Raw genomic sequence first — 22,570 nt, forward strand, 5'->3', positions numbered from 1 at the left:
ATTACAATCGGAGCCTTTGTTGCTTCTTTAGCTATTGCCGCGTTTTTTTATGTACTGCACAAAAAACAAAAGAACAAATTTCACAGCCATTGAAAATGAACGCAAAACAACTAGAAAAAGCACCGCAGAAAAATCTTCTGCGGTGCTTTTTTGTGGGATTAGGTAGAACTTTTCGAATCATTCCTTGATAGCAGAAGTCCCCTGTCTACTACAGAACACGAGAGTTTATTCGAATAAAGGACTGACTGGTTTTTCGTTATGAACGTGTTCGATGGCTTCAGCCAACAGAGGAGCGACCGAAAGAACCGTGATTTTTGGAATCTTTTTTTCCTCAGGCAAGCGAATTGTATTGGTAACAACCAGTTCCGTAATGGCCGACTCTTCGATTCTTTGAACTGCTTGGCCTGATAAAACAGCATGCGTGCAGCAAGCATAAACAGCTTTCGCGCCATTTTCAACCAGAACATTAGCTGCTAAAGAAATCGTAGTTGCAGTATCAATAATATCCACAATGATGATGACGTTCTTGCCTTTAATGTCTCCGACAATATTCACCACTTCGGGCTCCCCCGGATGCATCCGGCGCTTATCGATAAAACCAATCGGAGCGTCCAAATGACTTGCCAACTTACGAGCTCTTCCCAGTCCTCCATTGTCCGGCGCTACAACAATGGCATCTGCCAATCCTTTATCAAAGAAATGCTTCTCTAAAATCTTTCCACCCAGCAACTGATCTACCGGCATATTAAAGAATCCTTGGATTTGAGGAGCATGTAAATCCATTGTGATAATGTGAGTAGCTCCTGCTTTTTCTAGCATATTGGCTACCAGTTTTGCTGTAATGGGTTCGCGCGAACTCGCTTTCCGGTCCTGACGCGCATAGCCGTAATAAGGAATGACCACATTGATGGTTTCTGCAGATGCCCGTTTTAACGCATCAATCATGATTAATAGTTCCATGACATGTTCACTTCCGGGTTGAGACGTCGACTGGATCAGGTAGACTTCTGCACCTCGAACACTTTCTTCAATGTGAATTTGAATTTCCCCATCGCTAAAGTGTTTAATGGAGCTTTGCCCCAGCTGACAACCGAGCTCATCCGCAATTTCCTGGGCCAGTTCTGGATTTGAATTCAATGTAAACAGCTTAAAGTTTTCCCCTAATTGATAAGCCACTTGATAGCCTCCTTCGATAATTTTTTTTATGAAATTTGATGGATAACTAGCTCTTATGCACGTCAATCTACTAGCACTTGACTTGCAGCAGTTGGTTTTATGATAACTCTTTATTGGGGGAATAGCCATTGGTTGAATGAGATTTCCTTTATAAAAAGACTTAGTTTGAAGGTACATTATATGTTTTAGCTGCTCACTTAAAATAAGTATTCTATCGCAGGCTTATCTGCTCTTTTTTCTACTATGTACTTATTAGTGTTAAAGTTACTTACAGAAGAAGTATTTCCGTGTAAAAGAGAAAAGAGGAGATAAAGTGAGAAATTCTAATAAGTGGTTTGAGGAAATAGTAGTTGCTTTAATTTCACTCGATGGAAAAGGATCTCTAGAAGAAATTTATAAAAGAATTCAAAAGCAAGATAACATAGACTTTAACTCCTACACCGATTGGAAGTCACAGGTTAGAAAAAATCTATATCTAAATTCTAGTGACTGTAAAATTTTCAAAGGAATAACTGGGGATCAAAATGATCTTTTTTATTCTATTGAAGGTATAGGAAAAGGCTATTGGGGTATTAGAAAATTCAATAATTTTAAAAATAAGGAGTTTGCTTAAGCTCAAACTCCTTAATTTTTATCCAACTATTTATATAATTACGAGAATGAACAAACACAAGGAACTGTTTCATCCTGAATCTTCAAGAATTTTTCCACGCCTTCTCGATCCATACGTTCACGATACTCACGCAAAGTATAGGGTCCACCATCTTTTTTAAGAATAGACACATTTTTTTCGAAGTCTTTGCGGAAGTTTTCTTCCATTTCTTCTTGTAACGCGTAACGCTCTGGCCATACGTTATATAGTTGTGCATAATGCTGGAAACCTCCACGTACACAACGCCCTCCACAGTTTGCATGCGAGAATCCCATAGCGTACATTCTCGGAAGTTTAATTCCCCACTCTTCTTCAATTATCGATTTTACATCAATATCTTCTCTAAAAGTTTCTATCATAGGGAATCTCGTCTCAACCGGCTCTAATGGACGATGAGAATAAAATTCTCTTAAATTATCAGAACGATGTGTTTCATGCGGACCAATACCAAAATAAAGTATAGGTTCAAGATTATGAACATCTCTTAATTCTTCAAGAAAGACAATTGTTTGTTGAACTTTCAACTCTTCTGAACATTTAGCTAGTCGAGAATTTCCAAGGAATCGATAATCATAGAATACCTCTTCAGGCGTCCTTCCATCTACTCTCTCAGTAATTTCTACTCCTATATAATCTGAAACTTCATACATAAAGCGATAATTGTCTTCATCTTCCCACAGGGTATTTGTAAAGAACAGTATGCTATTTTCTTTTCCGTGAGCCTGTACCATTTGATAGGCCACATATGCACTTGATGCGCCTCCACTATACATAGCAACGTGTACTTTTTTTCTTTCCAATTCAAACCCTCCTACTACTCTATATATTCTTCAAGCAACTTGAAGATAAGATATTCTATTTCTTCTCTAGGAACGCTTCTTCCAGCGTTGTTTATTATACGATTTACGTTCTCATAAACTGTATTTGCTTTATTAGATAATTCCACTTTTTTTATGGATTTTTGTGAATCACCATAACCTAATAGTATTGTATCACTATCATCGGAAGACATTTCCATATCTCTATAATCATTCTGCATCTGGCGGACAAATAAATCAAATGTTGTGTCTGACCAATTTTCTAATTCTATACCTGTGTAGTTAAGTGCAAATTCACGAGTAAAATTCTCACTCTCAGCACAAATCGACTTGAGCAGACGGTTCCGTTTTGCTAAGCTTGCAGAAAAATTTTTACGTTTCCTTTCTAGTTCCTCTAACGAATTAACACCGAAGGTTTCCAACAATTTATCGATCAATTCATTCTCAAATCGAGAGAAATGTCTTTCTAATTCTGCTTTCATTTCCACCAATGCTTGAGCTTCTGAAAACTTATCTTTCAACATTTCCAGACTAGTAATTGGATTAACCTCAATTTTTCTAACCAAATTTTTAAATTCTAATAAATCATCATTTATTTTATTAGTAGTTTGAGTATGGCGTGGCAATTGCCTCAGCCAATTTAATAGGCCGCTGCTGGCCATAATGACAATTGTTTGTTCTCGCACATACTCGCTTTCATAGGAGTGAAATATTTTTTCTACATCTCTAACAAATGTTAGAAATTCTGGTGAGTAATCATTGAAAACATATTGATATTCTGTTGGTTCTTTAAACATTCCATATAATTTTTCGGCATCTATGGCTGTAACATACATGCCGTTTCTGTAAAACATAAGCTGCTCCCAAACATCTCTTAACAAACCAGCAAATAATAAAGGAATCAGCGGCTTACGAATGCCGAAAGGATAAGAAGTGAAAATGTTTTCCAGCTCAAGGACAGAGCCCTCTTTATTACTAACAATAAAATTGAGAATTGATTTTCTGAGCTGATTATAAGGGCCATATGTGATTCTACTTAAATGACTTACATCAAGATTATTATTCTTAAATACTGTTGCATAAATCAAGTAATCTGGTCCTTGCCCTTCGATTCCTAGCCGCTCAAAACTTGGATTTTTAATAACATTATTTAGTACTGTATGAATAGCTTTTGTTTGCATACCATTTAAATTTCTTCTATTTATAGAATCATTTCTAATTTCGGGAGTATCTGGATAAATTTCATACATTATTTCACTCAAACTATTCTCTAATTGAACTTGATGATTTACGTTTAAGGGAACAGCTTTATAGAACCATTTTATATTCTCTTGAAAATTTTCAAAGTCCTTTAAAAATCCGCTAATCTCAAATTGGATTTCTGCTAATAATACGCTAATTTCCTCTTCTAGACGACTATTTTCAGAAAGCAATTTTTTATTCGAATAAATAGATTCCATAACAATTAGTTTATCCAAAGAAGTTTGAATCGATTTAAAATTTTTATCAGTAATTGAAAATATTAATCTTTTATTTTTAATAGAAGCAATTTTAGAAAGAGATTCCAAATAAGAAACTTCATCTGTCGGAATTACATAATATATATAACCGTCTGCATCAAACTCTATTTTCTTCAGAAAACTATCTTCTAACAATTGTTCTGAGGTTAAGAGGTTAACTTGCATAAAACGAGTAATATTTTTTTCGTCGTTGTAATCCGTTGCGAGATAAAATTTTCTTTCAAGAAGGCCCTTTAACATATCTAAACGGTTTTCATTATTAATTTTAATTACTTTTCTTTCTTCATTCAGCATCTCATCAACTAAAACAGAACTACCTTCATTTAATTCCCATCGTCCTAAGATACGATTAAATCGCAACATTTTTTGTTGAACTAGTTTTTTTAAATTTGTTTTTAACTCTTCTACTATTTGTCCAGTGCCGAACATTAGTAAATCGTCATTTAATTTCAACACGTTAGTAGCACCCGATAAATCCCATAAGGTAATTATTTTCAGCAAATCTATTTGACCTTTATTTTGTTTAGTTATTTTCATTTTATTAGTAACTTTAGCGAAAGTCTTTAAAGAATCGAAATTCTCATCTCCAAGAAATTCGTTCATTGAATTTCGAAAAAAATAATCAAAAAGCATATGAGGATAATACATTCCTTCTTTTTGCTTTGTAACAAAGTTAGTTAACCCGCCTGTTTCTTCACTTTCAAGAAAAGTGAATAGTGTACGCTCATTTTGCCCAAACACATTGGATAGCCTTGGAAGCAAAAACAAAGCTAGAGGATGTAACGGATATGAACCTTCTACAATCAATTTTTCAGTTTCTTGATGATTCAATTCACTAAATAAATTATATTTTTTTAAAATCCATTTGGAATCTGCTGATTCAAGATTGAGCAACATTAACTCTTTTTGCATACTTTTTGTGTATTCTTGAGCAATTCTATAAAAAGTAGCTTTATCACTTTCTACAAAATAGGTTTTAAATCGTTTTTCAATCCTTTGGAATTCTGCTTTAAATTCTTCATTATGCCCCAACATATATTGAGACATATTTTTATGTGATATAAGCAAAAGTTGAAGGGTATTCTCACTGCGATCAGCCACTTCTGCTAAATCCTGCAAATCCTGCATTGTTTTATAGATTTGTGATGTTTCTAATGATTGTAAAAAGCGCCCAAATTCATCGTATGCAATGAAAATCTTAAGGTTTTGTTCTTTCAATTGAGCAATAATATGAGCAATATTATCGATAAAACCAGCAGTATAATCTATCTGGAAATTAGCACCTGCACTTAAGTTAGAGTATTCTTTTATAAACCATTTTATTTCTTCCTGATTAATACTATTGACTTCCTTTTTCCACTGAATCAGTGTATAGCCATGCTCTTTCAGCGACTTTTTAAATGAGTTAAAAGTTTTTGGGAATACTGATTCCCAACTCTCCAAAACGTTATAAATTCTTTCAACTTCTCCGGGAACATCTATATGGAAGCCCGCATTTTTTACTGACTTGACAATAGAATTTATGATTGTCTGACTAAAAGGTCCTTCATTTCCTGAAAGAACAACCGGAATAAAGGACTCATTAGATTGCTTAGCAGCATTTAGTTTTTCAAAGATTTCCTGATCAACATCTTTAAACTTATCTATTAATCTATTAAAGTCTCGATCATTGATACTCTCAGAGAAGATATCAGCTACGATTGTAGCTGCTAATGATTTCCCACTGCCATAAGGTCCTATCATAATATGAGCATTTTTTTTTCTTTCACCCAAAAACCCTCCGATAATGCCTTTTAAAAAATCTGCATGAGAGGGTGTGGGCAAGTAGCGTTGGACAAATTCTTTGTTTCCAATATCAAACTTCAAATTTATACTCGTAGTAAATACTTTTTTACTTCTAGTAATCATAGACTTTTTCTACCTTTCGTTCATGCTCGTAATAAATAAAGTCTTCTGGTGAGATTTCAGGAAGACGAAGTGTATCCAAATTATTAGTTCTTGTAAACACTGCTGGATATTCCAGGTGTTCTGTCCAATCGCTGATTAAACTCACAATGGTCGATCTCTTCATATTAAATAGTTTTCCTAATAACTCTTCTTTATGTACCAAGTCATCGATGCTAATCGCCCTTAAATTTCTCCCTTGCATGTATTTAAGCAAGGTATATCCTACGAGTAGCATATTGCCTTTATCGATCTTTGCCTCTTTTTTATATATAACTCCATTTCTTTCTTCTAATAAATTGAGCTTATATAATGGGCTTAATATAATTTCCTCCGGATCAGCAGCACTTCCGCCGCTAGTGTAAAGCTTAATTAAGCAGTCAATATCCCGCTTCAAAGAGTTTTCAGAAACAACTCGCTTTTCACGGTTCTGCACCCATTTAGTAAGATCTCTCAAAATTTCTTCTCTAGTGAAAACAGTTTCCGTATATATATTGAAAAACCAATACCAAGTAGTACTGATATCTCTATTTGTAGTTAAAGAATGATGTAACAACCCAGCAGTATTATAATATTTGACAGCTCGATCTTTTTCCTTAATAAACTTACCTAAGGAAGTAATTTGATGGTATTTTTGATTATTGTCTCGAACTTCTTCAAACAACTTCGTTGCTATTATCCAATATTTTAACGATTGGACCATATTCTTTCCTAAGCCCATCTTTTCGAAAGTATCCTTTTCAAAGAAAAAGGAATTATTTACCTCTATATTCTTAATAGCCTTACTGAGCCATCTATCACGCAAATAGAAACTTTGATGTTGACTATAACCCATTTACCTTACCTTCTTTCAGTGGAGTTGACCTCCAGTAAAAATTGCTACAAAGAAAAAAGACTAAAAGTCCTTTTTCTTTGCTACTGTATGTTTGTAAATTAATTTTTCTTTATTCATACGTTTTCTCCAAAATTATTAATCTAATTTTTATTACAAATACATTATTAATTTTAACATGTTATATCATAAATGGCCTAACTAAATCACTTCTATTTGTGCTTTAAAATATTACTAATCTCAGTCGTTAATTCAATCCAACAACTTCTTTCATTTTTTGTAAAGTCACTTCTTGTTGTTCTTTAGTCAAATCGAAGAACAAACCTATCACTGCATCTACATTTAACTCACTTAGTCGTTTTTGAATATTTTGATCTAACTTATTTACATCTTGAATTAATTCAGATGTTAAATAAAGTGGTATTACGTTTGTATGTTGTAACCATGTTGAACATTGTTTAAAGTCCCAAGAATTTAAATCATTCTCTTCAACGATATATTTCACTTTCCATTTCTCAGCTTGTTCATTTAAACGAATTACTAAATCATTTTTATAATTCACTAATACAACTGAAAAATCAATTTCTGATTCAATGTTCATCCATTTTTTTTCTAAAGCTCTTATTTCTATCATCAAAGCTTCTCGATTCTCTTTGATACTATGAAGTACTTGAATGTCGTTTAAAAAGTTTTGCAAATTGTTTGCAGCTTCTTCTATTCCTTCACGGTCTTCTTCTCGTATTTCTTTATTTAAGATTTGTTTTACTTTGATAAAGAAATTCTCACACTCGTCTACTGTTGATAAGTCGTAGATAGCATCATAAATTTCTCCAACTTCTGCATTTAGTTTTTTAAGACAATCGTCTGTTTTTTGCAGAATACCTTCTATAATTTTATGCAATTCTTCTTTAATTTTATTATCAACTTTACTTTTTTTTACAAATTCGATATTTTTCGAACCTTCTTCTTTAATTTGTACTAATCTTTGGTACCCAAGAGAAACAGAAGGAGCATTCTTTCTAGCAAATTGATTAATAGTATCTTCAATTTCTCTAGTTTTAAGACCTTCGTTTAAGTTATCCAGTATTGCATTTTTTCGACTTTTTAGTTGTCGTGCTTCTGATAAATAATCATGCTTATTCAAGGAATCAATAATTTTATCTACCCACTTATCAAAACCGCTAGCTTGTGCAAGACTTTGGCACTTTAATTCCTTAATATAAGTAGGAAAAGTTTCTTTAATGTGATTATGACAACGCACTTCAATCTGTTTTGCCTCTTCTATTTGACTAATGTTATAAACATATTTCTCTGAATCTTCTACTTGACCGTGTATATTTTCAACAGTATCTAATATTTCGAACAATAATTTGAAGTCATCTTTTTTTCTAGTTGCTTCACTTATGTCGGCACGAATTTTACCGAATTTGCGAATTGAATTATTATAAAGTCGATGTCCTTCTTTTAAAAGATACTCAAGATGTGCCACTTTATCTTCTAAATCTCTAGGCACGTCTTCTTCTTTTTTTAATTTTTCATAGTCATTGAAAAGTTGATTTGCTATTAATACATCATTATTTTGATTTACTTTTTTAAACAAAGTTAGATAACGGCTAGCAGACTCTTCCGGATTAATACGTAATACAATTGTTGAAAATAAGGATTTGAAATCTACATTTTTATCTAAGAAGACTACTTTACTCCACTCTTCTAACCTTAGTCGCGAATTGTCCACATTTAAACGAGTTTCTGATTTATGCTGTACTAAATACACTGCTATAAGAAGTGCTAGTGCATAATCATTTATTCCAAATGGAGGAACTTGATATCGATCAAAAATGTTTTGAATATCCATTTCCCCTTCTTTTTCAAGGATTTCATCCCATTCATTAAAAATGTACAATACGCGGGGATTAGTAGGAGAAATCATCTGATAATCCCCATTGAAAACACCCCAGGAACCAGCTTTTTTCTCAAAGAGCAGATCCTCAACGCGATTTCTAATTTCTGTAGTTTCTGAATGAATCAGTTGAAATGTAGCTTCCGATAACACCAAACGCCCAATACGAGACAAATGTTTTTTCCCTTTTGATAGATTCTTTTGAGCAAATTCAGTAAAAGGGAAAGGAATAACTCTGCTATACAGCTCCATAAAAAGTTGTTCTATATACTTACTTGGCCTTACATTGATTTTTTCAATTCCACTAGCCTTTAATACTAACCTTTTTGTCGCAAGTTCATTGAAGGAGTCCGCTAAAATGTTACTGACTTTCAATTTAAAATCTGTAATAAACCGACTATACTTCTCTTTTTCTGGTGGGGTGAATAAATTAGTGATTTGATATTCTTGAATAGCTTCATGAAATTTATTATCTTTATCATCTAGAATACAAAAGGCTATAGGAGCTTCGTTAAAACTTTCTTTCTTTAAGATAGTTTTAACATTATTTAATCTCTCCTCACTGATATCAGCAGGTAAGTAAATCCATACTAAACGTCCTTTAGGAGTGTCCGGCCCTACTGATTCTTTCCACTCTTTTTTTAGTTGAGTTAAAAATCTCAAATTCATATCTTTAATATGAACAATTTTTTGAGTGAATTGCCACTCTGTTGTTTTAATAAAATGATGTCCACCAAATGCAGTTTCTTGTTTATCAAGAGGTAAGATGTCGTCCAAAGCATTGTCAAATATTAAAGATAAATCTAATTCCAACTTACTTTTTTTCTTGTTAACCAGTCGTTTAAAATCATTTATTCCAATTGCATCGGCAACAAAGTCGTAAACGTTTGCACTTTCATCAAAACTAATTACACCAAAGTTTCCTTCTAACTGCTCTATTGCTGCCTCTACCTCTTTTATCGAGAGGTTTGATGCATACGCTAACGCTTTTTTAGCATCTACTGCATTTCGAGTCTTGAAACGACCGATCCGTAGTATTAAATTTGCTGCAAGCACTTCTCTTTGGCGCTCATCAAACTTATCGTCATATTTGGACAATACTTGATTATATAATATTGCATATTCGCTTTGCTTGCGTCCTTCTTGTTCGGCAGCAAGAAGTTCTTTGAAAAATTCTGTACGTATTATTCGAGTAGCCGGTACAATTACCAAATCCCCGAACTCTCTCAACTCTCTTTCTCCTTCGAATTCAATCTGCCGCTCTAAAAAAGTCAGTGAAGAGCGTTGTTGCAGCCAGGAGGAAAGATTAGAAAGCATCCAAGATGTCAGTGGATGTAAAGGATAAATTCCTTCTAATACAACTTTTTTAAAGTGCTCAAAATCTCCCCATACACTTGAGCTTTCTGCTTGAGGAGCCCATGCTAGGAAATCTTCATGGTACGAACGCCAGTCATTTATCTGATTATCTATTTTATTAACCACTAATTCTTTAAAAGCACTTTGGTTTTTACGCTCAATTAAATTAGCAAAAATGGTTTCCAGGTTGGAAGATAAATGGACTTTTTCACTTGCCTCGTATCTACCTATATAGCGATTGATATTAGCAGTTCGATCTACTCGAGTGAGGTAAGACTTTAAATCAGACTGAATAAAACCTACAAAGATAATTTTATCGTTACTGTCTTGAACTGCTTCATAAATCTGTTGTAATGCCGAATCTCCTGCTCGAGTTGGATAAGATGATGCAAACTCAATATATCGTCCAAATTCGTCAAAAAACACAACCACTTTATTAAACTGCGCTCTTTCACCACATAAGGCATCTGCTATTTTAGTTAATACATCTCCTGCTGAGACACCTTCATCCCACCTAATGTACGTACCGTTTATGTCAAAATAAACTTTATTAACCACTTCAAAAACATTAGATTCTTGTAAAATATTTTCAACCAAATATTCTTTCAACATATTAGTAGGCATCTTATTTAACAATTCTTCACTATATTTCTCATATAGATTTACGTAGTTCTCGAAAGTATTAGAAACGAAATTCCGAGCTATATCATAAGATTTAGTTAAGTCTTTAAGAAAATCTCCATTTACACCATTGATATCTAAGGTTTTTTGAGTTGTATTTAATATCTCGTAATTTAAATTAAAGTCTTTCATACCGTTCAATATCAATACTAAATTTGGTTTTAATGTATAAGTAGATATTTCTTTAGAAATTTTTAAATCTACACTCTGTAAATTTGAGAGCACATTCTTCCGTCCTTGTGTATCCCCACTAAAGAGGCTTGCAAGTGTCACAGCTAAATGGGATTTACCTGTCCCGTAGGGAGCAATTGTCATAAAGAAATTCGATAAAGGACTTTCATCATATAATTTGTTAGCCAGAATATTAGTAAAGGTTGCGGTATCTACTAAGCGGTGAGACTTAAATGCGATATCATTTTCTGCTACTCCAAAATATTCAGGTCCATGAAAAACAAAACTTTTAGCTATTTCATTTTGTTTCTCTTCGTTATAAAACCAGTCCACCTGGACTGCCCCATTAAAGTATAATTCTTTTTTAAATCTTAAAATATCCTTTAATTGATGCATAGTACACCTTCTTTACTTAGATTAAAAAGTTATATAGTTTACTTAAACAATAATCAGAAGAAACTTGTTTAATTATTGTAATTGGAGACAATTGTCTATTGACGACGACTACTCCCTGATCCTGCAGCAGTTCTAATACCTCCATCACAGTATCTTCATTCCAAACAAATGAATTTCCGAAACCCAAAGTATCGGTAATTTCTGTAAATGTAATTTCAGATTGTGTAGGCAAATGTATTTCCCAATTTTTTAAAAGCAAATAGGCATAAACAAACCGATAAACCCGATTTATAGGATGAGCTGAAATAATAAACTTATCATTTTCTATAGACAAAAAACTTAAACTTGCAAATGACCTTTCAGCAGTATAAAAGGATCTTAAAGGGGACAAATTGACTTTTGAGCTGTCAAACTCCCTAGTAACAGCATTAGAGAAACTGCTTTGTGAAAATATCTCTCCACTGACAGGAATGTACTTGTTAAACAAGTATGACCATAACAAAGTAGAAGAATACTTGTTAGTCATTTCGCAATGACAAATAATTTTCGATAAATCCTCAGTCAAAAAAGGATCCTCTTGATAAATAACTTCTCCTAAAGCTGTTAATGACAAGTAATACTTACTATCTTTTTTGTCGAAATTAATTAGCCCCATGGCCCTGGAATAGTAAATATGCGGTACTACCTTACCTGACTTTTCTCCAGTCGGAATCATTGTGAGTGAAGAAATTTCTTCTTTTGAAAGATATTCACGATTAGAAGAAGCTACTCGCAACAATTGTGCGAGTGCTTCTGTTTCAGGTGCAAATGTTTGATGGAAATTTAACTGATATTTCATTTTTTAAATCCTTTCTTTCAATGAGGTGACATCTATTATGGCAGGTCTTCCGTATTGCAATTCCCCATTTTCTTTCAACATAGGTCCTGAAACTATACATTGCCCCTTGCCAATTCTGGATAATTTATTGGCCCATTCTTTTCGTTCTGAAGTATCTGTACTTAAAAAGCTTGCCATATCATTTATTTCCGATTCCGGTGGAGAGAAATAAACTTTTTGCCCCGCATTTTGCAAACGACGTATTTCATCTTTCGCCATTTGCCCTTGCATGAATTGGGTTGCATACCAACCAGACCATCCAAATTTCCTGCCTTCAGTCAATATTTTAGCGCTTGGAGATTTTTCAGAGTGATCTAAGTTTTGAGCTTCGTCTAAAATAACTGGAAATGGTTTTGATTTATCACCATGAGATATATTGAAGTTCCATAGATCCCATAAAATGAATTCTGTAACAATTAGTTGTACTTCTCTAACAAAGCCGGAAAGTTGAACAACAAAAACAATTCCATCCTTAGTACGGTGCTCTTCCCAGTCATACTCTTTTTCAATATCGAAAGGATTACGATCAATTAAAGGTTCAATCTTCGAAAGAACAGTTTTTGCATTACCAGAGTTATCGTTTTCCAATTCAGTTTTCAAGTATTGAAGACTCATTTTGCTACCATACTTTTTTAAGCCATTAAAAGTGGCGCGGTATATAGCATTTGCTTGCTGATCACCCATACCAGGATAAACTGCACTAAATACACTTCGAATGCGTTCCGCTACATCAATATCCGATTCTTCCATAAAATCATCTTCATCAATTTCCTTCATATTCTTTTTAAAGGGATTAACTGGGAATCCCTCTTTTTGAACTTGAAATTGATTTATACGATCCCCTAAAGAATCTTTAAATTCTGGTTCTAACTTACTTTTCTTAAAACCATCCGTATAATCAAAAATCAAGCTAGAAATATTATTATTAGCTAGTTCTAATAAAAGACATTGCATAAAATAAGTCTTACCTACTCCTGATTTCCCTGAAATTAAGATATGTCGATTTTCGAGCTTTGGATGTCCATATTCCCAATAAATCTTTTTCTTTGTTCGGGTATCTTCACCTAATAAAACCCTAATAGACTCTAGACTTTGATCAGATTTTTTTATTTCTTTAATTACTACTTCAGGTAGATGTTGTTCTTTCGAATCATCTTCTACTAAATCTTTATCCTTTTTCATTTCTTTCTGATTTTCTGCCGCTTGAGAAAACTTGTGATTAATTTTGTCCGCTACATTTTTGTAAAAGTCTTCGCCAACTTCTGCTTTTACATTCCCTGAAACTAGCTGTGGCATTTTAACATTAATTACATCATATTCTTCTATATATAACTCATCATTATCAAGACTTCTTATAACTTCTTTGTAATTCTCCTCATCATCTGCAAAAGCATCAAATTCTTTAGTCATAGGAGCAATGAACTCAATATCCTGTCTTTCTTTTTGTGGTAACAACTGCGATTGAATATAGAGCTGCCCATATGCTTTATCCTGAATTATTCACCGATTTATTGATAAAGGCCCCAAAACCCGAGTTCATCGGCTTTTGGGGCCTTTGCTTATGCATGAAAAAAATGAAAAAAGAATCCGTTTCTGCTAAGGTTAAATCACCACAAAATAACCAACAGAAAGGATTCTTCTTATGGCTACATTACCGCAAATATCCCTTGATTTCAATCGTCAGATCAAATTATCAAATGATGGAGGTTCACTTTCCTCAGATACCGGCGCGTTCCTGTTCAAGGAATTCGACGTAAAGCTTGGCTTTTCGCAAACCGTGGCGAAGCATCTTCATTTGAAAGATACTCGTTCTCATTGGATCCATTCGAACGAAAAATTATTCGGCCAGAAAATCTACCAGATAATAGCGGGTTATGCGGAAGATGATGCTGCGGACCACCTGACGGACGATCCGATTTTCACTCAAGTTCTCGGACAAGGAGCGTTAGCTTCCCAACCCAGTCTATCTCGTTTTTGGCCACGTTTTAATCCGGAAGCGATGATTCAATTACAACAAGCCAACCAGGAACTGCTCGATAAAGTGCATCGGCACCGGAAAGCTGAAGCGATCATCTTCGATCTGGACTCGACACATGCCGATACCTACGGCAACCAGTGCGATGCGGCGTACAATGCCCATTACGGGACGGTCGGTTTCCATCCGTTGGTCGCTTTTGACGGGATCACCGGTGATTTCTTGAAAGCCCAGCTGCGCCCCGGCAATGTCTACACATCCAACGGAGTCGTGGATTTCATCCGGCCGCTGATTGAACATTATAATGAACAGTTTCCTGAGACGACGCCGTTCATCCGCGGGGACAGTGGGTTTGCCGTTCCGGCTTTGTATGAACTATGTGAAAAGGAATCGGTCTATTACGTCATCCGGCTCAAATCCAATGCCATCCTGCAATGTCTTGCGGAGGAATACCATCCATCTTCGACACCATCTGACAGCACAAAGACCGAATATCATGTTTCAGAAACAACCTATCAGGCGAAAAAATGGGATAAGCCCCGGAAAGTCGTCATCCAGTCCGCACGGCCTGCGGGTGAATTGTTCTTTACCCATACATTTTTTGTGACGAATTTCACGGACGTGTTCTCCCCGGAAGCCATTGTCCGCACCTATCAAAAAAGAGGAACCATGGAAAATTACATCAAAGAAGCTAAAAATGGGTTTGGATTTGATCGAATGAACAGCCATTCCTACCAAGTGAACGAAGCGAAAATGATGCTAAGCCTGTTGGCTTATAATTTAGTGAATTGGCTGCGCACATTAACGTTTCCGGAAGGGCAAAAGAAGATGCAGATCCAGACCATCCGGACACGACTGGTAAAAGTGGCCAGTAAGCTGGTGAAGTCAGGACGGTCTCTTTACTTCAAATTGTCTTCCAGTTTTGTCTACCAAGACTTCTTTTGGAAAATCCTCGCCCGGATTCAACAGCTGAAAATCGAATAGCTTCTCATTACTCCTTTTTTGAAATTTGGATCTCTGCCAAGGGAGTCGTCTGCCCAAAAACGCTCTTTTTAAATGAGTCGATGCAGAATTTCACGTAGATGAAATGAAAAAGAGGAAATATGCCTTAAAAAATTTCGACAATCAGTGAATTTCAGCTAAATTCCCGGATGAGCGACCAAGCGTGAATAATTCAGGTTTATGATTAATTTTCACATCGTTGCCATCTAGTAGTATTTCTGAATTCGAGACCTCTTTATTATTATGATCTAACCAATAAGTAAGAAGTGTTGCATTCCAATTAATTTTGAACTCTCCATCAAGAATTTTCAGGAGGTTATGATTTAAAGCATCTTTCGTAATTTGGTCATCTGTAATATGAACCGGAGAAAATGCTAACAACCGGTATAATTGAGCGTACCAATACCGTCGATCATTAGCAGTTGAATCCCCATTGAATACCTTGCCTAAAAAGTTAAGACTGTTTTTAAGCTGAAGAGTGCCTTTATCGATATGCACTTGATTTTCTTTGCCCATTTTACACTCTAATAAATTTGCTTTTATGATGAGCTGCTCCTCATTTAAACTATCTTTTTCAATCTCAAGAAGTAAATAGTCAGGTCTGTTAGGTTCATTGTTAAACCAGTGACTATAAGAATCTAAAGAAATAAAACTTTTCAAAATCGTTTGAGATCCAAGAGAATCGATTTCTAAAGTTTTTACAGCTAGAATTCCGGATAAAAAGCTGTGAATTTCATAGTCACGAGGATTAAGGGCTTTCAGTACTTTTATTCCGTCTAGAGCAGAAGAAGAAGCTAATAGATACTTAGCAGATTCCTCACACATATCCACACTCCAGGATGTGAAAAGTGCCTTTAAACGATTTTTAAGTCTTAACGCAATATCTTCTTTCATAGCTTCAGAAGCTGAAATTGCGACATTCAACTCACCAAATGCACCTTCACCAGTAGCAAAACTTATGATATGTTCTTTCTCAAAAATCGATTTATCAAGTCCCGTATCAAGTGAGATTACCCACTGAGAATTCTTGTGCAAGCGTTGTAGCATTTCTTTAATAGAAGCTTCAAGGCCCAGAACCTTTTCAACTCTGTATAATTGTTTTTCACTAAAAGGGTGCTCAATCCAGAATACTAATTGAGAATGTGCAAAAGATGCCTGAAATTGTTTTTGGCTTATAGACACATTTCTAATAGTTTCGTCATTTCTTACAGGCATTGGATGGAATACCATAGGAAAACGAGTATCTCCTGGTTTAATGGACTGTTCCCCGGTTTTTTCATACTTAATTTCTTTTGTTACCATGAGATTTTCAATGAATAATAAATCATACTGTTTTCCATCTATAACTTCTTCAATACTATTCATATTGCTTGGATCAAATTTATTGAAATATGTTTGAATCATGATATTATCATCTTCAGTAAATACACTTTCCAGCCACATGCTCATGTAGTTTTTAGCTTTATAGTTAGTTTTTGATGATAATATATCTAGTCGAAGATTGACACCATGCGGCGAATTTTTATAGTTATCGATGAATTTGTGCAAACCTTCGATGACTGGCTGTAATTGATTAAAGTTAACAAAACCAATTGAAAGTGAATCAATATTAGCTGGGAAAGTGGTAATATACTGTTGAATATGCGATTGAATTAATTTTGCTTTTGCAGAGTTAGAAGCTGAGTCATCTTCATCATTCTCATCTCCGTTAGATGAACTCGCTCCTAACAGACTTGTACTATCAAGTATGGTAGTTTTACTGTTAGATCCATGCAAAGCAAAATACCCCAATACTTGTGACGGGATACGGCTCAGATTGTCTTCGCTTAAAATGGTATCTACTCCCGATATTATAGTTGACTGTCTCTCGAGTTTCTCAAATTTCGACTTTAACTTTGCTGCAGAAATTGCATCAGATGTAAGACTTTCCTTTACCACCTCAGCCATTCCTTTTCTTTGATATGCTTGTTGATCTATTATTTTTTCAAGCATTGCTGGATGGAAAGGAGGAATAATAGCACCTTCAATCTTACCGACAGCAGCTCTTATATCTTCTGTTGCAAGGATACAAAATAAATTTGACACTAAGTAAAGACTATCCTTTTCAACCTGCTTCATCTGTCCAATATTTTCGTAGATTTCTTTCATAACTTCGATATATTTATTTATAAATATCGCTGCTGTATTGCTATAATTCGTATTTATAGATTTATAAAATCCTTCTTGATTCATGTAATGCAAAAAATCAATAAAAGGCTCTCTTAAGCGAAGCAGCTTCCCAAATAACATCCCATCTATCGACTGTAAATGTTTTAAGGTTTTTAATATATCTTTTGCTAAAATTTCATTTTCTTTTAGCTGAAAGTGGAAAGAAGCCGTGTCTGTACTGGATAATAGGTTACCTAAATTATTTGAGCTGAAAACAGGCAATAACATGTCCTTCTCTTCAAGCTGTTCCTTTAGTATTGACAGGTAGGAAAATGATTGAAGCCAGTAATCATACGGATTGAAGGACCAATTAAAAGTTAGTGCTTCAAATTTTTCTATCCTTAATCGAAATTCTATTTTAGAAACCTTTTTAGTTGAAGGAAAGTCGATGATTGGGTTACTAAATTTATCGATGTTAAAAACATCGTCTTGGTTTAAATATTCAATAGTAACAATATTTTCTAATTCGTCATTTATATACTCAGTTATACCTCTAACTGCTATACACAGCTCTTTCCATCGGCTTTCTTGATCTTCTCTTATAATGCCTTCTGCTAAAGAAATTTGTTGGACATCAATTATCAGTTTACTTCCCTCAATAATCTCTCCTTCTTCTTTAGCTTCTTGTATATATTCAATTATCATCATCGAAAAAGCATGCAAAGGATTACCTTTTATCATTCTAATTTTAGAAACTTTAGGCTTCACAATTTCCATTTTAACGCCTAATATTTTATTTAATATACAGAAATCAAAAAGACCAAGTTCTTCTCTTAGTTGTTGTATATTGATACCTTTAGCGAAATCCAAAACTTTTTCTTGAAGGTTTTCATAAGAGTTAAATTTTTCTTCAATATCATGTTTATAGAAATCGAAATCCTCATTTTCGGAAAACTTCTCAAACTTTTGAATTAGCTTTTTTTCTTTACTAAGACTAAATCCGTCCTTATACTCTTCTCTGCGGATAAACTTAGCTGCACTTTCTAAAAGAGTTAATTTATTATTACTAGACATCTTACTAATTGTCTTTGCTTCTATAGTTTTAATATTAGGCAACTCAAAATAATTCCATAAGTTTCTTAAAACAAATTGAATCAATTCCGAAGCTTCTGTAAGCCCTTCAACTTTTATATCTTCAACTATTTCACTCACTTGTAATAAATCTATAGGTATTAGCTTAAAAATCACTTCGAACATACTATTGACTAAATTTACCTCAGCTTTATTTTCAATATCAATTATCCCATCAAACCATTTGGCATAATTCCCGTTTAAAGATTTTTCAATATCTTTAGGGGTAATGGAATAAAAATCTGCCAATCCACCTTTATCTTGCACACTCTCTGTACCAAGTAGAATGATTGTTTTCTTTTCTTGAGCAAAGGTATTACGCCATTTTGTTAAACGGTCGCTATCACTAATCATGTCCTTTTCTTTCAATTGATTGAGAACCGCTCCAAACTTGTTTTCTTGGATAAACTCTTCATATTTTTCTTGGGACAATTTAATAATAAGTTGCTCGTTATTCTTTTTTAAAGAATTCGCTAATTTTAAATAGATAGCAGGATGACTAATATGGTCAATTCTAAAAAAAGAAGCATTTAAAGCTTGATTATTTTTTTCATTAACGATTTTCTCTAATTCTTCGACATATTTTAGCATTGCATTCACCCTTTAAACGGATTTTCTACTATAGATGTAGCATCAGATAAGTTTCTTAAAAAACCACAGTTTTTCAATAATTGTTGGAACGCAGCTTCGTTTTCATCAAAATCCACTAAATGAGTCATTTCTCGTTCATGAAAATGTTGTGCCGCTTCCTTTGAACCAATAATAATTTTGAAATGCTTATAGCATTTCTTTAAAAATGTTGAGAATAAAAGTCTTTCTCCAGGTTCTATTAAAGTAACAACTAGTACCTTCACTAAATCTTCGTTCAAACTGAAACGCATATTTGGTCCTTTCACAGGAATAACAAGGCCTATTGATTTGGCTAACCGACGCACTAATAGATTTGTATCTTTTGCTGCAGCATCAAAAGCTTTTGTTGCTGTCATATTTATATTTTCATTTTTTTTCAAATAACTTTCTAAATCAGCATGATGGATGGCTCTAAATACATTTTCCTCTAAATCCCTATAAGAATTTACCGCGATTTTACGGATAGGGCTTTTAGAGTCGTTTGTTAAATCAATCAACCATTCTTGTGAATCTTCAGCCTTAATCGTCTCAGTGGCTTGTAACGTCATTAAACGAATAATTTGCATAGCAATTAGAGTTCCAAAAAGTTTTATTTTTTCAAAAGGATCTAATTCACAGCTGATAAGATTATGAATTTCCTCTACCGTAAAATCGCCTCTTTTAGCATAAGTGTTCGGTATAAATTCAGCAGTCTTCTTGATGTAATGAAAATACAAATCATTCTCTTTCGAATTATCCACTACTTCTTCCCATTGATTTTGAATAAATCTAGATATTTGACTGAGTTGCTCAATACCGCTAATCATTTCTTTTATGCCAACAGTAATTGAGTATTTACACTCTGGAGCTGCATTTTGAAGCGCTTGAGCCACATGTAAGTAGTAAACTTCTCCACCTCTTGCCATAAACGCATGTTGATCAAATTTGAATTTTTTGTCAATCTCTGCCCACTTGTTTTCATTATCACCTTGTTCTCCCTCTAATTCTGACAACTTTGTTCGCACACTTTTACTTCCAATCGCTTCACAAAAGATCATTTCCGGAGCCATCGGCAAAAGGGATTGTGCAAACCAAGAGCGTTTACCGGTCACAGCATTGAAGCCATATAGCAAGTCTTGCAAAACTTCTAAAACTAATTGCTTAGGCATAGTTTTATTTCCATTCAGATCAATAAGTGAATCTAAATGTTTTCGATGTGCATTTAAAGCAGATTTGTCAATTGCAAATCGTTTTTCTTGATCGCTATGATTAAAGAAAACGAATCTTTTTAGCCCGATTTTAGGAGCAGGAAAATACGTTAATTTTTCTCCATTAGTAGGCACATAAAAGGAGAATCCTTCATCTGCATCACTATATTGTGAATCACCTTTTTTAGAAATGAAGACCACCAAGAACTCCAACAAATATTCATAAAGGGTTTGGTCTTTAAAAAGTCTATGTCCATATATTTGAATTTGGGGGTTTTTCTCAAATGTTTTTAAATCGCGCAACGGTGGATATTCTTTTACCAACTTTATCTCCTCCAATATCTTATTCAACGTATAAAGAGTCTTCTTCAAGTTCCATATTCAATAATAAAGGTCCCTGTAAAGTTTGAACTAAAATCTTTATCTCTTCGTTCTTATCATTGAACTTATACGATTTATAAATTTTCGCTTTCATCTTATCTACACCGTGAGTCAATGAAGGGTTTAACTTGGTCGAGACCGATCCTCTAGCAACATTATCGAAGTAATCTAGCAGCAATAAGGAAAGCGGAAAACTACCCTTAATTTTTGAAAAATTGAGTTCAATTTGATAAAAGCTAATACCCTTGTCAAATTTTGAATCCACTTTTTCCTGGACAATTGAGATTTCGTTCGTCTCCACTTTCCCCAATAAAAGCTGGACGTTCTGTGCTCCACCGTCATTCCTTTTTAAGGGAAGATACAACACTCCTTCAGCTTTCAAACCTTCAGTATTGCCAACTAAGATGATATTAAGTGCCCGGATGATCATTTGTTCTAGAATCCGCAGTTCCCTCTTTTTAAGAGGCTCTTCTGTCATTTTGAGATACTTAGGAAAAACCGGTACAAAGACTTTTGCTAATAGCATGTCTTGTTCTTCAATTGAGTATTCTCCAAATAACACTTGCATACGTCTCATAGCTTTTCTCAACAAATATGGTTTTTCATCCGAATGTAAATTACTTGAATTTCTATTATAGAAACGCATTTCATTAATCCAGAATTTCTCCGTCAGATGTCGGACTTCCTTTTTTAGTTTTGAAAAATCGTTTCTTACAAATATATTGTAATTATGCGGCAGATCTTTCTCGTCTATTCGCAATGATTGAATTTCTCGGATTGCTTTAATCTTCAAAGCATCACTAGAACTTTTTGTACCAATAAAGCCAAAAAATAAATTAGCAAAATGATAGTTATATAAATTTTCTTCTACTCTTTTAGTACTTAGGGTTTCACAATCTAAATTCCCTGTGACTGAATAAGTTAAGTGTGCCAAAATTTGGCGTATAGTTAATCGTTTCTCAGTTTCATACAACCATCTATAGAAAGCTTCTATAAAAGTTGTTACGGATTCTTTATTTCTTTGAATAGTATTATAGTTATTGTATATTGGACAACTTCCTGCAGCACCACACGTCTGACAAGGTGACCATAAATCAGGTTGAAGAATTTTTTCAAATAACATAGGCACTAAACCTGTGTTGTCTATTCTCGCCAAATTAATCAATACAACTTCATGCTGCCCAACAAATTCAGCTTCCCCATTATTATTATCCATCATTTCCAAAATTTCCATCTCAATAGCATCTAAGTCAGCATCATTTGATCTAGTCTTTTCATATTCTTTAAACGCTTCAATTAAAGGACCTGTATTCGAAATAATGATTGCCGATCCACCCTGCGCCTTAACCTCGAACCCTTCCTTAAGATAAGCAACCTGCTGCAGTAAGGATAATTCACTCATATCTTTTACATATAATAATGAGCTAGAAAGTTCTTCAATAAAACAGATATCTTTAATCTTCAAATTGTCCTGAGGACGGATAACATTAAAAGTTCTTAGTATCTGGTGAAGTAAACCCGTTTTTCCATCACCAGCATGGCCCGTAAGGAGAATAACGGAGGGTTTCTCTTTTATAGTATCTATTAAATAAGTCCCCAATTCTCTTTCTATTCGAATGTGATCATAATAAGAATTTGTAATTTGCGACTCTGCTATGGCATTATCATTAGCACTACTTGCGTTGTTCATTGACTGAAGATATTTTATATATGAATTAGTCACTTCAAACACCTCTCTGTTTTATATATTTTGATAATTATGTATATGTAATAATTTTATTTTACCATTTTTC

12 protein-coding genes are annotated in these 22,570 nt (G+C 34.1%); 2 read left to right on the plus strand and 10 right to left on the minus strand.

The window, feature by feature from the left end; all coding sequences use genetic code 11:
- Positions 1–225 precede the first annotated feature (225 nt).
- Complete coding sequence (locus BBH88_RS16910; RefSeq protein WP_006831276.1) at positions 226–1,176, minus strand: ribose-phosphate diphosphokinase; 951 nt, start codon at positions 1,174–1,176, stop codon at positions 226–228.
- Positions 1,177–1,489: 313 nt separating this feature from the next.
- Here BBH88_RS16910 and BBH88_RS16915 point away from each other — a divergent pair, with 313 nt between their 5' ends.
- Positions 1,490–1,789 carry a forkhead box protein gene (locus BBH88_RS16915; RefSeq protein ID WP_065536432.1) on the plus strand — a complete coding sequence of 100 codons (300 nt, stop codon included), beginning with the start codon at positions 1,490–1,492 and terminating at the stop codon, positions 1,787–1,789.
- Between the two features lie 38 nt (positions 1,790–1,827).
- On the opposite strand, the gene BBH88_RS16920 is transcribed toward BBH88_RS16915, so the two are convergent.
- From BBH88_RS16920 to BBH88_RS16945, 6 genes are all read right to left on the minus strand, one after another.
- Positions 1,828–2,628: a hypothetical protein gene (locus BBH88_RS16920; protein ID WP_238323354.1), complete on the minus strand. Its 801-nt coding sequence runs from the start codon at positions 2,626–2,628 to the stop codon at positions 1,828–1,830.
- A 14-nt stretch (positions 2,629–2,642) separates the two neighbouring features.
- On the minus strand, positions 2,643–6,074 hold the full coding sequence (locus BBH88_RS16925; protein ID WP_065536431.1) for a hypothetical protein: 3,432 nt from the start codon (positions 6,072–6,074) through the stop codon (positions 2,643–2,645).
- Positions 6,064–6,945 carry a DUF4007 family protein gene (locus BBH88_RS16930; protein ID WP_065536430.1) on the minus strand — a complete coding sequence of 294 codons (882 nt, stop codon included), beginning with the start codon at positions 6,943–6,945 and terminating at the stop codon, positions 6,064–6,066. Before BBH88_RS16930 ends, BBH88_RS16925 begins: the two co-directional genes overlap by 11 nt.
- Before the next feature lie 244 nt (positions 6,946–7,189).
- Positions 7,190–11,446: a hypothetical protein gene (locus tag BBH88_RS16935; protein ID WP_065536429.1), complete on the minus strand. Its 4,257-nt coding sequence runs from the start codon at positions 11,444–11,446 to the stop codon at positions 7,190–7,192.
- Positions 11,447–11,462: 16 nt separating this feature from the next.
- Positions 11,463–12,284, minus strand: a complete 822-nt coding sequence (locus BBH88_RS16940) for a DUF4007 family protein (protein WP_065536428.1) — start codon at positions 12,282–12,284, stop codon at positions 11,463–11,465.
- A gap of 3 nt (positions 12,285–12,287) precedes the next feature.
- The gene (locus BBH88_RS16945) at positions 12,288–13,733 is read right to left on the minus strand and encodes an ATP-binding protein (protein ID WP_083387825.1); all 1,446 of its coding nucleotides are present in this window, start codon (positions 13,731–13,733) and stop codon (positions 12,288–12,290) included.
- Between the two features lie 232 nt (positions 13,734–13,965).
- Between BBH88_RS16945 and BBH88_RS16950 the strand changes: the two genes are divergently transcribed.
- Positions 13,966–15,282 (plus strand): IS1380 family transposase, encoded by a 1,317-nt coding sequence (locus tag BBH88_RS16950; RefSeq protein ID WP_065536202.1) that lies wholly within the window; start codon positions 13,966–13,968, stop codon positions 15,280–15,282.
- Between the two features lie 141 nt (positions 15,283–15,423).
- On the opposite strand, the gene BBH88_RS16955 is transcribed toward BBH88_RS16950, so the two are convergent.
- The 3 genes from BBH88_RS16955 to BBH88_RS16965 are packed head-to-tail and all read right to left on the minus strand — an operon-like array spanning position 15,424 to position 22,500.
- Positions 15,424–19,170, minus strand: a complete 3,747-nt coding sequence (locus BBH88_RS16955) for a hypothetical protein (protein ID WP_065536426.1) — start codon at positions 19,168–19,170, stop codon at positions 15,424–15,426.
- 5 nt (positions 19,171–19,175) lie between these two features.
- Positions 19,176–20,720 carry a hypothetical protein gene (locus BBH88_RS16960; RefSeq protein WP_065536425.1) on the minus strand — a complete coding sequence of 515 codons (1,545 nt, stop codon included), beginning with the start codon at positions 20,718–20,720 and terminating at the stop codon, positions 19,176–19,178.
- Between the two features lie 19 nt (positions 20,721–20,739).
- A complete protein-coding gene (locus tag BBH88_RS16965) occupies positions 20,740–22,500 on the minus strand; it encodes a hypothetical protein (protein WP_065536424.1) in 1,761 nt (586 codons plus the stop codon).
- Positions 22,501–22,570: the final 70 nt, after the last annotated feature.

It is taken from the genome of Planococcus antarcticus DSM 14505, from assembly GCF_001687565.2.
Taxonomy (GTDB): Bacteria; Bacillota; Bacilli; order Bacillales_A; family Planococcaceae; genus Planococcus; species Planococcus antarcticus.